The sequence below is a fragment of the Streptomyces sp. rh34 genome, assembly GCF_002551245.1.
Classification (GTDB): Bacteria; Actinomycetota; Actinomycetes; order Streptomycetales; family Streptomycetaceae; genus Streptomyces.
Genome location: NZ_NTGZ01000196.1, coordinates 1 through 13,570, shown reverse-complemented (window position 1 = coordinate 13,570; position 13,570 = coordinate 1). Strand labels below are relative to the sequence as shown.

Sequence of the window (13,570 nt, the reverse complement as noted above, 5' to 3'; positions counted from 1 at the left end):
TCGCTGGCCGCTGACCGGCCTGGCCCGCCGCACCCCGCCGACGGCCGGCCCGACCGAACCCGCCGAGCCGGCCGAGCCGACCGCCTCGGCCGCCCCGACAGCCCCGACCGACAAGTCCTAGACCCGGGTGGAGCCGCCGGACTCCGCGGCGGCTCCACCCGGGCCGGGACCGTCCTCGCCGGGGCCGTCCACGCCGGGGCCCTGGCCGGCCTCCTCGCCGGCCTCCTCGCCGGCCTCCTCGTCCTTGCTGCCGGTCGCCGTCCAGGCGGCGCAGAACAGCAGCAGCTTCGCGGTGAAGTTGATCCACAGGAGCAGCGCGATCGGCACGCCGAACGCGCCGTACATGCTCTTGCCCGCGACCTCCCGCATGTAGCTGCCGAGCAGCAGCTTGAGCAGTTCGAAGCCGACCGCCCCGAGCAGGGCCGCGACCACCAGCCGCCGCCGGGGCGGCTCCACCCCGGGCAGCAGCGTCAGCAGATAGAGCAGCAGCAGGAAGCCGGCGACGACCGCGACCGCCAGGGCGGCCACCCGCAGCAGGATGCCGCCGGCCCCGTCCTCGGGGATGCCGATCAGGTCGGCTGTCCAGCCGACCGCCGTCGAGCCGATGGTGGAGACCGCCAGGGTGGCGAGCGCCGCGCCGCCGAGGCCGACCAGCAGCACCGCGTCCTTCACCTTGGCGACGACGGGGTTGGCCTCCTGGACGTCGTCCAGCTCCCAGACCGCGCGCAGGCACTCCCGCATCGAGCCGACCCAGCCGACACCGGTGAACAGCAGCAGCGCACCGGCCACCAGGCCGACCGTGCCCGCGTTGGCGACCAGCCCGTCGATGCCCAGCTGGTCGGAGATGCCGGGCACCTGGTCGGCGAGCTTCTCCTTGATGGTGTCGAGCTGCTTGTCGCTGAGCAGGGCGGCGGCGACGGCAGCGCCGACCGCGATCAGCGGGAAGAGGGCCAGGAAGCTGATGAAGGTGATCGCCGCCGCGAGCCTGGCCCAGTGGACCCGGTCCAGCCGCTCGTACGAACGCCACAGGTGCGTCTCCATCAGCCGGGCGACCAGGGGCCCGATCACCGGGAGTTTCTTCAGCCAGTCCATGACCTCACGCGTACCCTCCTGGGCCCGGAACATCGACGGCCCGCCCCGGACTCTCCCGGACCCGTCCGGCGGAACTCCGTCACGCTTCGCTGACACTCACTCCATCACCCGTTCCGGTGAGCGAATTCACCAATGCCGCGAAGGGGATTTCCCGGACGATACGGTCACCCTCATGTCCGTCGACACGGTGTCCTTGACCGGCTGGGGCCGCACCGCCCCGACGACCGCCGTGCGGTTTCGCCCCCGTACCCACGAGGAGGCGGCCGCCGTCGTCCGGGGGCGCGGGCCCCGGGGTGTCATCGCGCGCGGGCTGGGGCGGTCGCCCGGCGACGCGGCGCAGAACGCGGGCGGCTCGGTGCTCGACCTGACGGGCCTGGCCCGGGTCGGCGGTGTCGACACCGCCGCTGGTGTGGTGCGCTGCGATGCCGGGGTGAGCCTGGAGCGGCTGTTGCGGGTCCTGCTGCCGCTGGGCTGGCTCCCGCCGGTCGTGCCCGGGACCGGCAGGGTGACGGTCGGCGGGGCGATCGGCTCCGATCTGACCGGCCTCGACCACCGCCGCTCGGGCTCGTTCGCCCGGCACGTGAGCGCCCTGGAACTGCTCACCGCCGACGGCGAGGTGCGTACGGTGCTGCCCGGCACCGCCCTCTTCGACGCGACCGCCGGGGGCCTGGGGCTGACCGGGGTGATCCTGGGCGCCACCCTGCGCCTCCGGCGCGTGGCGACCGGGCTGATGTCCGTCTCCACCGAGCGCGCCGGGGACCTGGACGATCTGCTGGCCCGCTTCACCGCGGGCGGCGACCGGCTGCCGTACGCCTCCGCCTGGATCGACCTGATGGCCCGGGGCCGGGCGACCGGACGCGGGATCCTCACCCGGGGGGAGCATGCGACCCCTGACATGAGCCCGGCGCACGCGGGGCGCACTCTGCTCTCCTCGCGCTCCGGAGGGACCCGGGGACGGTTCCGGCTCGCCGGCTTCCCGCCGGTGCCGGGCGGGCTGCTCGGCCCGGCCTCGGCCGCCCTGTACAACGAGGTGCGCTACCGCGGCGCACCCCGTGCGCGGACCGGTGAGCTCCGGCCGGTCCCCGCGTTCTTCCACGCCCCGGACGCCTTCCCGGAGGCGAACCTGCTGTACGGCCGGGGCGGCCTGGTGCGGTACCGGTTCGCCCTCGGGTACGGCCAGGAGGAGACCCTGCACCGGGTCGTACGGCGAATCGCGGCGCGCCGGAGCCCCGCCGTGCGGGCCGTGCTCCAGCGGTTCGGGGCGGCGGACCCCGGCCCGCTGTCGTTCGCCGCGCCCGGCTGGTCCCTGGCCCTGGATCTGCCCGCGGCCCTGCCCGGCCTGGCCCGCTTCCTGGACGACGTCGACGAGGAGGTGGCCGCCGCCGGTGGCCGGGTCTGCCTGGCGAAGGACTCCCGGATGCGCCCGGAGACGGCGGCCGCGATGTACCCGGGGCTGGCGGACTTCCGGGAGCTGCGGGCGCGACTGGACCCGACGGAGGCGTTCCGCTCCGACCTGTCGCGCCGCCTCGGGCTGTAGGCCTCTCTCCCCTCCACCTCAACCGACCAGGAGTTTTCCGTGAAGGATGCCTTCGGCGCCCCCCAGTCCCTGCTCGTCCTCGGCGGCACCTCCGAGATCGCCCTGGCCACGGCGCGCCGGCTGGTCGCCCTGCGCACCCGTCGGGTCTGGCTGGCCGGGCGCCCCTCGCCGGCCCTGGAGTCGGCCGCCGCCGAGCTGCGCGGCCGGGGGGCGGAGGTGCGGACCGTCGACTTCGACGCGCTGGACTCCGCCTCCCACGAGGTCGTCCTCGGCAAGGTCTTCGCGGAGGGCGACGTCGACGTGGTGCTGATGGCGTTCGGAGTCCTCGGCGATCAGGCCCGGGACGAGGAGGAGCCGATGGCCGCGGTCCGGGTCGCCCAGACCAACTACACGGGGGCGGTCTCCGCCGGGCTGGTGTGCGCCGGCGCACTGCAGGCGCAGGGGCACGGTTCGCTGGTGGTGCTGTCCTCGGTGGCCGGGGAGCGCGCCCGGCGCGCGGACTTCATCTACGGCTCCAGCAAGGCGGGCCTCGACGCGTTCGCGCAGGGGCTCGGCGACGCGCTCCAGGGGACCGGGGTGCAGGTGATGGTCGTCCGCCCCGGCTTCGTCCGGACCAGGGCCACGGCGGGGCGGCCGGAGCAGCCGTTCGCGACCGGTCCGGAGGAGGTCGCGGAGGCGATCGTCACGGGGCTGCGGCGGCGTTCGGAGACCGTGTGGGTGCCCGGTTCGCTCCGGGTGGTGATGGCGGCGCTGCGGCACGTCCCGCGCCCGCTGTTCCGCCGGCTGCCGGTCTAGGCCCTACGGCCTCGGGTGCTCAGGGCCGCAGCGACGGCGCCGACGGCGCGTCGACCGTGCAGCCGCCCTGGGCGGGGACCACGGGCGCCCCGCCGCCCCCGCCGAACGGGAAGTCCCTGATCTTGCGCCAGACGGCGTCCGGGCCCTGCTCGTACAGCGCGAAGGATCCGCAGGTCCAGGCGGCCTCGTAGTCCGCGAGCTCCTCGTAGGCCCGGTCCATGGCCTCCTCGGCGATGCCGTGGGCCACGGTGACGTGCGGGTGGTACGGGAACTGGAGCTCGCGCACCAGGGGGCCGGAGGCGTCCCGTACCCGCTTCTGGAGCCAGGAGCAGGCCGAGGCGCCCGCCGCGACCTGGACGAAGACGACCGGCGACAGCGGGCGGAAGGTGCCCGTGCCGGACAGCCGCATCGGGAAGGGGCGGCCGGCCGTGGCGATCCTGTCGAGGTGCGCCTCGATCGCCGGGAGGTCGGCCGACTGCGCCTCGGTCGGCGGGAGCAGGGTGACGTGGGTGGGAATGCCGAAGGCGGCAGGGTCCCCGAAGCTCGCGCGGCGGTCCTGGAGCAGGCTGCCGTAGGGCTCCGGGACCGCGATCGAAACGCCGAGCGTTACGGTCCCCACGTCGTTCTCCTCCATCGTCGATGGTCGATTTCCGGTCATGCCGCGTGGGCCGGGTGTCCGGCCCACGCGTTCCGTCGCCGCCAGTGTGACCCCTGCGGCCATGATCTCGCCAGGGTCCTTGGACTCAGTGCTTCGCGGGCAGGAAGCCCATCCGGTCGTACGTCTGTGCCAGAGTCTCCGCGGCGACGGCCCTGGCCTTCTCCGCCCCCTTGGCAAGGATGGCATCCAGCGTCTCCGGGTCGTCCAGATACTGCTGGGTGCGGGCCCGGAAAGGAGTGACGAATTCCACCATGGCCTCGGCCAGATCGGTCTTCAGCGCACCGTAGCCCTTGCCCTCGTACGCCCGTTCCAGGGCTTCGACGGGGCTGCCGGAGAGGGTGGAGAGAATCGTGAGCAGGTTGCTGACGCCGGGCTTCTTCTCGGCGTCGAAGCGGATCACCGTGTCGGTGTCGGTGACCGCGCTCTTCACCTTCTTCGCCGTGGCCTTCGGGTCGTCGAGCAGGTTGATGAGGCCCTTCGGCGTGGAGGCCGACTTGCTCATCTTGACCGCCGGGTCCTGGAGGTCGAAGATCTTCGCCGTCTCCTTGAGGATGTACGGCGCGGGGACGGTGAACGTCTGTCCGTACCGGCCGTTGAACCGCTCGGCGAGGTCGCGGGTCAGCTCGATGTGCTGGCGCTGGTCCTCGCCCACCGGGACCTGGTTCGCCTGGTAGAGCAGGATGTCCGCGACCTGGAGCACGGGGTAGGTGAAGAGGCCGACGGTGGCCCGGTCGGTGCCCTGCTTGGCGTACTTGTCCTTGAACTGCGTCATCCGGGAGGCCTCGCCGAAGCCGGTGAGGCAGTTCATCACCCAGCCGAGCTGGGCGTGCTCGGGCACATGGCTCTGGACGAAGAGCGTGCACCGCTCCGGATCCACGCCGGCCGCCAGCAGCTGCGCCACGGCGAGCCGGGTGTTGGCCCGCAGCTCGGCGGGGTCCTGCGGGATCGTGATCGCGTGCAGGTCCACGACCATGTAGAAGGCGTCGTGGGTCTCCTGCAGCGCCACCCACTGGCGTACCGCGCCCAGGTAGTTGCCGAGGTGGAACGAGCCTGCGGTGGGCTGGATCCCGGAGAGCACGCGCGGACGGGCGGCCGCGCCGGTGCGGCCCGTCCGCGGCTGGTCGGTGGGGAGGTCAGAGGCCATGGCCCCATTGTCTCAGGTACGAGGGCGATCTCCGGCAGCCGGTGCGGGGCAGAGAGGGCGCGTACCCGCGGCAGCCCGGAGCACGGGAGCGCACGCCTGAGAGGAACCGCACATTTCGGCCGCCCGGCGTGCGACGGCGGGCGCGCCGGGTGATGGAGGTTTCCCGGCGCGGGTTCCGACCGACGATACAAAGTGGGCACCACCCCCCGCCCACGCCGCACGACGAACGGAGATCCCGTGTCGACCACGGAAACTGCCATCGCCTCCGCCGAGGCGCACAGCGCGCACAACTACCACCCGTTGCCGGTCGTCGTGGCCTCGGCGGAGGGCGCCTGGATGACCGATGTCGAGGGCCGCCGGTACCTCGATCTGCTCGCCGGGTACTCGGCACTCAATTTCGGCCACGGCAACCGTCGGCTCATCGACGCGGCCAAGGCCCAGCTGGACCGGGTGACCCTGACGTCCCGGGCCTTCCACCACGACCGGTTCGCCGACTTCTGTACGGAGCTGGCGGCGCTGTGCGGCATGGAGACGGTGCTGCCGATGAACACCGGGGCGGAGGCCGTGGAGACGGCGGTGAAGACCGCCCGCAAGTGGGGCTACCGGGTCAAGGGCGTGCCGGACGGCATGGCGAAGATCATCGTGGCCTCGGACAACTTCCACGGCCGCACGACCACGATCGTCAGCTTCTCCACCGACCCGGAGGCCCGGGCCGACTTCGGCCCGTACACCCCCGGCTTCGAGATCGTCCCGTACGGGGACCTCACCGCGATGCGGGAGGCGATGACCGAGAACACCGTGGCGGTGCTGATCGAGCCGGTCCAGGGCGAGGCCGGGGTGCTGGTGCCGCCGGCCGGCTATCTCCCCGGCGTACGGGAGCTGACCCGCGAGCGGAACGTCCTGTTCATCGCGGACGAGATCCAGTCGGGCCTGGGCCGGACCGGGAGGACCTTCGCGCTGGACCACGAGGGTGTGGTGCCGGACATGTACGTGCTCGGCAAGGCGCTGGGCGGCGGGGTGGTGCCGGTCTCCGCGGTCGTCTCCTCCGCGGCCGTGTTGGGCGTGTTCCGGCCCGGCGAGCACGGCTCCACGTTCGGCGGGAACCCGCTGGCCTGCGCGGTGGCGCTGGAGGTGATCGCGATGCTGCGGACCGGCGAGTACCAGCAGCGGGCGGCCGAGCTGGGCGACCATCTGCACCGGGAGCTGGGCCTGTTGACGGGCGGCGGCGCGGTGGAGTCGGTGCGCGGCCGGGGTCTGTGGGCGGGCGTCGACATCGCTCCGGCGCTGGGCACCGGCCGGGAGATCTCCGAGAAGCTGATGGAGCTGGGGGTGCTGGTGAAGGACACCCACGGCTCCACGATCCGGATCGCCCCGCCGCTGGTGATCAGCAAGGAGGACCTGGACTGGGGCCTGGACCGGCTGCGGGCCGTGCTGAGCGCCTGAGACCCGGGCAGAGGGCCGGACAGGGGCCGGACACGAGGGCCGCCCCCCTGCCCGGCCCTGCCCCCCTGGGCCTCAGAGGATGACGTGGGGCAGGAAGCGGGCGTACTCGTCCGTGACCGGCCCCGCCGACTCCCGGATGCCGAGCCCCGCCGCCTCGTCCTCGACGACCCACGCGCCGAGCACCACCCGGTTGCCGTCGAAGTCGGGCAGCGGGGCCACCTCCTGGTAGCAGCACGGCTCGTCGCGCGACACGGGCGGGGAGCCGGGGCCGTGCAGCTCGACGCCGGCGCCCTCGCGGCCGAGCAGCGGCTTGGACACGTACCCGGCCCCGCCGGGCCCGGCCAGCTCGCGCGGCCCGTCGAGATACGCGGGGAGCAGGTTCGGGTGGCCGGGGTACAGCTCCCAGAGGATCGCGAGCAGCGCCTTGTTGGAGAGGAGCATCTTCCAGGCGGGTTCGATCCAGCAGGTGGTGCCGCTGCCGCCGCCGTTGTCGAGGGTGTCCAGCACCTGCGGGCCGAAGCGGTCCGTGGCCAGCCACTCCCAGGGGTAGAGCTTGAAGCAGCTGCGGATGAACCGCAGCCGGTCGTCGACGAACCGGCCCGACAGCCGGTCCCAGCCGATCTCCTCGACGGACAGCGCCTCGGTGTCGAGCCCGGCCTGCTGGGCGGTCTCGCGCAGATACGCGACCGTCATCAGGTCCTCGCCCAGCTCGTCGCCGTCGGAGTGGACGAAGTGCAGGGGCCCGGGCGGCAGCAGGGGCGCCTGCCGCTTCCAGGCGTCGACCAGCCTCTCGTGCAGGGAGTTCCACTGGTCGGCCCCGGGGAACCGGTCCTCCATCCAGAACCACTGCGCGCTCGCGGCCTCCACCAGCGAGGTCGGGGTGTCGGCGTTGTACTCCAGCATCTTCGCCGGGCCGCTCCCGTCATAGCGCAGGTCGAACCGCCCGTACACGGACGGCAGTTCGGCGCGTCGGCGCCAGGACTCGGCGACCAGCGCGGCCAGGCGGGAATCGGTGATGCCGAGGTCGGCGAAGCGGCCTCGCCCGACGATGTGCCCGGCGGCGGCCAGGCACATCGTGTGCAGTTCCTCGACGGTCTCCTCCAGCGCCTCGACCTCGGGCAGCGAGAAGACGTAGTAGGCGCTCTCGTCCCAGTACGGACGCAGTGAGTCGTCCGGATAGCGGGTGAGCGGGTAGACGACGCCCTGCGACTCGACGGTCTCCTGCCAGCCGGGGCGCGGCTCGATCGTGCGGCGCTCCACGGCGGTCAGCCGCCGCCGGAGCCGGAGCAGCCGAAGCCGCCGCGGTCGACCGCGGACTTGTCGAAGCTGCCGCCCTGCACCTTGCCGTCGTAGCTGCTGGTGCTGCCGCCGTAGTAGTACGAGCCCCGGCCGCCGCCGGAACCGCCCGTGCCGCCGCTGCCGCCCCGGCACTCGTAACTGGGCAGGGTTTCGCGGGTCGTCCGGTCGGCGCAGCGCTTGTCCGGCTCCGAGCCGCAGGACGTGATCGTCAGGGCGAGCAGCCCCATGCCGCCGAGCACGACCGTGCTCGACCTCAGCCTTCGTATGGCCATGTTCTGTTCTCCCCCGTGGTACGCGATCGCATCCGGCGTCCCCTTTTCCGCCACCGGACCTCTTGTCAGATTAGTGGGAGCACTGGCCTGTTCGGAACCTTGCCCTCACGGCAGCACCCGGCACAGGGCGTCGAGCGTGCCCGCCCAGGCGCTCTCCGACGGCGAGCCGTAGCCGATCACCAGGGCGTCGCGGGCGGCCGGGGCGCCCGGGTGGCGGTAGCGCGCGAGGCCCTCCAGTGCCAGGCCCTGGAACGCCGCCGCCTGGATCACCGAACGCTCGGCGCCCGCCGGGAGTCCGAGGACCGCGTGCAGCCCCGCCGCGATGCCGCTGACCTCGATGCCCGGCGCGCGGTCGGCGAGCGCCGCGACGAGTTCGTCGCGGCGGCGGCGGTAGCGCAGCCGCATGGAGCGCACATGCCGGTCGTACGCCCCCGAGGCGATGAACTCCGCGAGCGTCAGCTGGTCGGGCGAGCCGCACATCCAGTCGGACACGCCCTTCACCGCCACCACTTCCCCGACCAGGCTCCGGGGCAGCACCATCCAGCCGAGGCGCAGCCCCGGGGCCAGCGACTTGCTGACGGTGCCGAGATGGACGACCCGCTCCGGGTCGAGGCCCTGGAGCGCGCCCACCGGCTGCCGGTCGTACCGGAGCTCCCCGTCGTAGTCGTCCTCCAGGATCAGCCCGCCGGTGGACCGGGCCCAGTCGACGACGGCGGCCCGCCGGTCCGGGTGCAGCGGTACGCCGGTGGGGAACTGGTGCGCCGGAGTCAGCAGGACCGCGCCCGCGCCGCGCATCGCGGGCAGCTCGCCGGTCCGGGACCCGTGCTCGTCCAGGGGCAGGCACCGGGTGCGCAGCCCGGCTTCGGTGAGGAGGTTCGTATGGAGGTCGAGGCCGTACGACTCGACGGCGACGTCCCGGACCCGGCGTCGGCGCAGCACCCGGCCCAGCAGCGTCAGCCCGTGCGCGAAGCCGGAGCAGATCACAATGCGCTCCGGGTCGGCGTGGACCCCGCGCGCCCGCGCCAGGTACTCGGCCAGCACGGTCCGCAGCTCGACGCGGCCGTGCGGGTCGACGTAGCCGAAGGCCTCGTCGGGCGCGGCGGTGAGCGCCTTGCGGGCCGCCCGGAGCCAGGCCGTGCGCGGAAAGGCGGACAGGTCCGGGGAGCCGGGCTTCAGGTTGTACCCGGCCCCCGGCCGGGCCGGCCGGGAGGGGGTGGCCGCCACCGGGTCCGTCCGGCGCGGCGCCGACCGCTGGGCGACCCGGGTCCCCGAGCCCTGTCGGGCGGTGAGCCAGCCCTCGGCGACCAGTTCGGCGTAGGCGTCGGCGACGGTGTTGCGGGCGACGCCCAGGTCGGCGGCGAGCACCCGGGAGGACGGCAGCCGGGTGCCGGGCGTCAGCCGGCCGGTGCGCACCGCCTCCCGCAGCGCTGCCATCAGCCCGCCGCGCAGCCCCTGGCCGACCGGTTCCAGATGCAGGTCCGCACCGAAAGTGGCCCAGGAATTCGTCATGACAATGGACCATACCGAGGTGCCATCGGGGCCGTAGCGTCGTCCTCATGACCACGACGCACGCACACCAGCACGCCCCGGCCGACCTCGCCCCGGAGCACCCGCCCCGGATCTCCGTCTCCCGGCTCCTCCCCGACGTCTACAAGGCGATGGTCCGGCTCGACATCGCCGCCCGCGAAGGCCTGGACCCCGTCCTGGTCGAGCTGGTGAAGATCCGGGCCTCGCAGCTCAACCACTGCGCGTTCTGCCTGGACATGCACAGCAAGGACGCGCTGGCGGCGGGCGAGTCCGTCGAGCGGATCGTCCAGCTCAGCGCCTGGAGGGAGTCGCGGCACTTCTACACCGCGAAGGAGCTGGCGGCGCTCGCCCTGACCGAGGCGGTCACCGTCCTGACCGACGGCTTCGTCCCGGACGAGGTGTACGCGGAGGCCGAGAAGCACTTCGAGGAGACCGAACTGGCCCAGTTGATCGCCTCGATCACCGTGATCAACTCCTGGAACCGCTTCGGTGTCGTCGGCCGCCTGGGGCCCGGCCACTACACGCCGGGCGACCACAAGGGCTGACCGAGGGCCCTGCGGAGAGCATGCGCGAGCGCCCCCGGCAGCTGCTGCCGGGGGCGCTCGACGTGCCTCGGGTGCGGGTCAGATGAGACCCAGCTCGCGGACCGCGTCGCGCTCCTCGGTGAGCTCCTTGACCGACGCGTCGATGCGCGTACGGGAGAACTCGTTGATGTCCAGGCCCTGGACGATCTCGTAGACACCGTTCTTCGTGGTGACCGGGAACGAGGAGATGATGCCCTCGGGGACACCGTAGGAGCCGTCCGACGGGATGCCCATCGAGGTCCAGTCGCCGGCGGCGGTGCCGTTGACCCAGGTGTGCACGTGGTCGATGGCGGCGTTGGCGGCCGAGGCGGCCGAGGACGCGCCACGGGCCTCGATGATCGCGGCGCCGCGCTTGGCGACGGTCGGGATGAAGGTGTCGGCCAGCCACACCTCGTCGTTGACGACCTCGGCCGCGTTCTTGCCGGCGATCTCCGCGTGGAAGATGTCCGGGTACTGGGTGGCCGAGTGGTTGCCCCAGATCGTCAGCTTCTTGATGTCGGAGACGGCGGCGCCGGTCTTGGCGGCGAGCTGCGAGATCGCGCGGTTGTGGTCCAGGCGGGTCATCGCGGTGAAGCGCTCGGCCGGTACGTCCGGGGCGGCGGCCTGCGCGATGAGCGCGTTGGTGTTGGCCGGGTTGCCGACGACGAGGACCTTGATGTCGTCCGCGGCGTTGTCGTTGATGGCCTTGCCCTGCGGCTTGAAGATGCCGCCGTTGGCGGCGAGCAGGTCACCGCGCTCCATGCCCTTGGTGCGCGGGCGGGCGCCGACGAGCAGGGCGACGTTCGCACCGGCGAAGCCGACGTTCGGGTCGTCGGTGATCTCGATGCCCCGCAGCAGCGGGAAGGCGCAGTCGTCGAGCTCCATCGCGGTGCCCTCGGCGGCCTTGAGGCCCTGCGGGATCTCCAGGAGGCGCAGGTTGACCGGCACGTCCGGGCCGAGCAGGTGGCCGGAGGCGATGCGGAAGAGCAGGGCGTAGCCGATCTGGCCGGCCGCGCCGGTGACGGTGACATTCACGGGAGTGCGGGTCATGGCGGTCTCCGTTTAGACAGCTGGCGGTGGGGGTCCCGGCCCCTGGTGCCGGACCCTGGTGCTGGACACCCTCCGCGCCCCGACGAATCTTGACGTGAAGAGATATCCAGCGGTCAGGCTATCGGACCCGGTCGGGCCGGGCCGCCCGCCCCCCTGTGGCACCGCACACAACCGGTCACGCACCGCACGCATGGGCGACGGGGGGCGGCGTGGGCGGCGGGGACGCCCCGGGCGGGGGCGTCCGGCGCCGTCGTCACCCGCCCGGGCCGGTGCACCCCTTCGTACCGGAGGTGAGCGTCGCGCAGGCCTTCGCGTCGGACGCCTTCTTCACCGCGACCATCGGGGTGTACGCGTCGGTGTTTCCCATGACCTCGCCGTCCTGCCCGCCGGTGCCCGCGGTGATCCGCACGGTGTCGCCGACGGCCGCCTCGGTGAGCCGGGCCCAGGCGGCGGAGCAGACCTCGCTGTAGCGGACCTCGACCTTGCTGCCGCCGACCACGGCGCCTGCGACCGTACGGGCGAACTCGCCGCCGCATCCCATCGCCTCGGGGTCCTGCCCGGCGCAGTCCGCGCCGCTGCACTCGACGCCCACGGGCAGCTCCGGGGCGGCCGCGGTGGGGGCCGCCGACGGGGGCGAGGTGGCCTCGGCCGCGTCGTCGTCGCCGGGTGCGAGCAGCACCGCGCCGACCACGACGATCAGGGCGCCGACGGCCCCGACGGCGAGCATGGCGCCCTGGCTACGGAATCCGGGGGTCCTGCCCCCGGCGCTGCGGCCCGCCCGCCGGCCGTCCTGCGGCGCCCCGGGAGCCTCCGGTGCGCTGCCGCGCTGGTGGGGCACGGACGGCGGGAGCGCCGTGTCACGGTCGCCGGGCCCGTAAGCCTCGGTCGCGTGACCGCCCGGCCCGTACGCCCCGGTCCCGTAACTGCCGGGCCCGTGGCCGTCGGTCGCGTGGCCGCCCGGTCCCTGGCCGTACGCCCCGTGGGCGGGGACCCGCGCGTCGGGGCCGGACGCGCCGTGCCGGCCGTCGGCGGAGGCCGGGCTCCAGGCCCGCTCCGCCAGCTCCCGGTCGGCCGTGAGGTGGTGCTGCGGGGTGCCCGTCACCTCGGCGAGGGCCGCGACGGCTCCGCGCGGGGCGAGCAGCCGCCCGTTGAGGTACCCCTCCCAGGACGTCTTGCTGTAGCCCGTGCGGTCGGCCACCGCGTCGAGGTCCAGCCCGCTGCGGTCGACGAGCCCGCGCAGCCGGCCGGCGAACTCCCTGATCCGCGGGTCGAGCTCTTCGGGCAGTGCCTGCCAACGAGACATCGCGTGTTCCCCCCTCATGTCCCCCGGACGTACTTGCTGTGCCCCGCCGCGGCCGGTCCCCCGGTCCCCGCGTTCCCGGGCCCGTCCGCTGTCCGTCCGGCGAGGACGTCAGCCGGACCACCCACGAGGATGCGTGGAGCCAGGGTGTCGGTTCCTGACGAGGAGGCGCACGGGAGCGTTCCGGACGAGGTGCGTGTCCTCACGCGCCCCGAACACCGCGCCGGCCACCGCTCCGTCTGCTCCGTGCCGCTCGGTGCGCCGTGCCAGTCTGCCATCGTTGCGCGGCGATCACACCGTGCCGGAATGGTCACTTCCGTGCCACAGGCCACAGTGATCGCTTGTTCCGGTCACCCATGTCCGTGACGCTGGAGTCCGGACGGGGCAAGGCCGCTCATCCCGCCGCATACCGGGGCTGTTGCCCGGTTGTCCCGTTCCGTCGTGGTGTCCGTCCCTCCTCGGGGGTAGGGACGGGCACCACGGACCTGATCGGGACGAGCCCGTCCGCCAGGGGCTAGCGGATCGTGAAGCGGACCGCGTCCTCCAGGATCGGGACGTCGAGCCACGGTGCGGGCTGTGCGACCAGCGCGAGCAGCACGATCAGCGTGCCCATCAGCCCGTACGTGACCAGGTCGGTGAAGCGGGAACGTACCGCCAGCATCCCGACCGATGGCACCACCCAGCGCAGCACGGCACCGGCGATCAGTGCGCCGCCGATCAGGATCGTGCCGATGCGGAACGCCTGGTCGAACGGGTCGAGCACCACGATCAGCAGGCCGAGGCCCGCCGCGCAGAGCACGGTGAGCAGCGGCCACTGCCGGGCCGGGGCGGGCGCGTCGCCGGACGCCGCCCTGCCGCCGCCCTCGGGCCGGGCGGTGTCCCGGGTGAAT

13 protein-coding genes are annotated in these 13,570 nt (G+C 73.4%); 4 read left to right on the top strand and 9 right to left on the bottom strand.

Annotation, left to right across the window (positions count from 1 at the left end; genetic code table 11):
- Positions 1-117: 117 nt before the first annotated feature.
- On the bottom strand, positions 118-1,092 hold the full coding sequence (locus CR470_RS27865; RefSeq protein ID WP_097870272.1) for a YihY/virulence factor BrkB family protein: 975 nt from the start codon (positions 1,090-1,092) through the stop codon (positions 118-120).
- 172 nt (positions 1,093-1,264) lie between these two features.
- Between CR470_RS27865 and CR470_RS27860 the strand changes: the two genes are divergently transcribed.
- On the top strand, positions 1,265-2,629 hold the full coding sequence (locus CR470_RS27860) for an FAD-binding protein (RefSeq protein WP_097870268.1): 1,365 nt from the start codon (positions 1,265-1,267) through the stop codon (positions 2,627-2,629).
- Positions 2,630-2,668: 39 nt separating this feature from the next.
- The gene (locus CR470_RS27855; protein ID WP_097870267.1) at positions 2,669-3,424 is read left to right on the top strand and encodes a decaprenylphospho-beta-D-erythro-pentofuranosid-2-ulose 2-reductase; all 756 of its coding nucleotides are present in this window, start codon (positions 2,669-2,671) and stop codon (positions 3,422-3,424) included.
- A 19-nt stretch (positions 3,425-3,443) separates the two neighbouring features.
- On the opposite strand, the gene CR470_RS27850 is transcribed toward CR470_RS27855, so the two are convergent.
- Entirely contained in the window at positions 3,444-4,043 is a 600-nt protein-coding gene (locus tag CR470_RS27850; protein WP_097870271.1) for a 2'-5' RNA ligase family protein, read from the bottom strand.
- Positions 4,044-4,167: 124 nt separating this feature from the next.
- Positions 4,168-5,160 (bottom strand): tryptophan--tRNA ligase, encoded by a 993-nt coding sequence (gene trpS / locus CR470_RS27845; RefSeq protein WP_097870270.1) that lies wholly within the window; start codon positions 5,158-5,160, stop codon positions 4,168-4,170.
- A gap of 303 nt (positions 5,161-5,463) precedes the next feature.
- On the opposite strand from trpS, the gene rocD reads away from it, so the two are divergent.
- Positions 5,464-6,669, top strand: coding sequence for an ornithine--oxo-acid transaminase (rocD, locus tag CR470_RS27840; RefSeq protein WP_097870266.1), 1,206 nt, complete (start codon positions 5,464-5,466; stop codon positions 6,667-6,669).
- Between the two features lie 72 nt (positions 6,670-6,741).
- Here the strand turns inward: rocD and CR470_RS27835 are convergent, their stop codons facing one another.
- From CR470_RS27835 to pdxR, 3 genes are all read right to left on the bottom strand, one after another.
- A complete protein-coding gene (locus CR470_RS27835; protein WP_097870265.1) occupies positions 6,742-7,929 on the bottom strand; it encodes a glutathionylspermidine synthase family protein in 1,188 nt (395 codons plus the stop codon).
- Positions 7,930-7,934: 5 nt separating this feature from the next.
- Positions 7,935-8,240: a hypothetical protein gene (locus tag CR470_RS27830; protein WP_097870269.1), complete on the bottom strand. Its 306-nt coding sequence runs from the start codon at positions 8,238-8,240 to the stop codon at positions 7,935-7,937.
- Positions 8,241-8,345: 105 nt separating this feature from the next.
- Positions 8,346-9,749: a MocR-like pyridoxine biosynthesis transcription factor PdxR gene (gene pdxR, locus CR470_RS27825; protein WP_097870264.1), complete on the bottom strand. Its 1,404-nt coding sequence runs from the start codon at positions 9,747-9,749 to the stop codon at positions 8,346-8,348.
- A 47-nt stretch (positions 9,750-9,796) separates the two neighbouring features.
- Here pdxR and CR470_RS27820 point away from each other — a divergent pair, with 47 nt between their 5' ends.
- Positions 9,797-10,312, top strand: a complete 516-nt coding sequence (locus CR470_RS27820; protein WP_097870263.1) for a carboxymuconolactone decarboxylase family protein — start codon at positions 9,797-9,799, stop codon at positions 10,310-10,312.
- 78 nt (positions 10,313-10,390) lie between these two features.
- Here CR470_RS27820 and CR470_RS27815 read toward each other — a convergent pair whose 3' ends face one another.
- The 3 genes from CR470_RS27815 to CR470_RS27805 form a co-directional block, all read right to left on the bottom strand.
- Positions 10,391-11,380 (bottom strand): malate dehydrogenase, encoded by a 990-nt coding sequence (locus tag CR470_RS27815; RefSeq protein WP_097870262.1) that lies wholly within the window; start codon positions 11,378-11,380, stop codon positions 10,391-10,393.
- A gap of 253 nt (positions 11,381-11,633) precedes the next feature.
- A complete protein-coding gene (locus CR470_RS27810) occupies positions 11,634-12,683 on the bottom strand; it encodes a helix-turn-helix domain-containing protein (protein WP_097870261.1) in 1,050 nt (349 codons plus the stop codon).
- A gap of 511 nt (positions 12,684-13,194) precedes the next feature.
- Positions 13,195-13,570: DUF3017 domain-containing protein (locus CR470_RS27805; RefSeq protein ID WP_143663883.1), on the bottom strand; the 376-nt coding region annotated here is incomplete at its 5' end.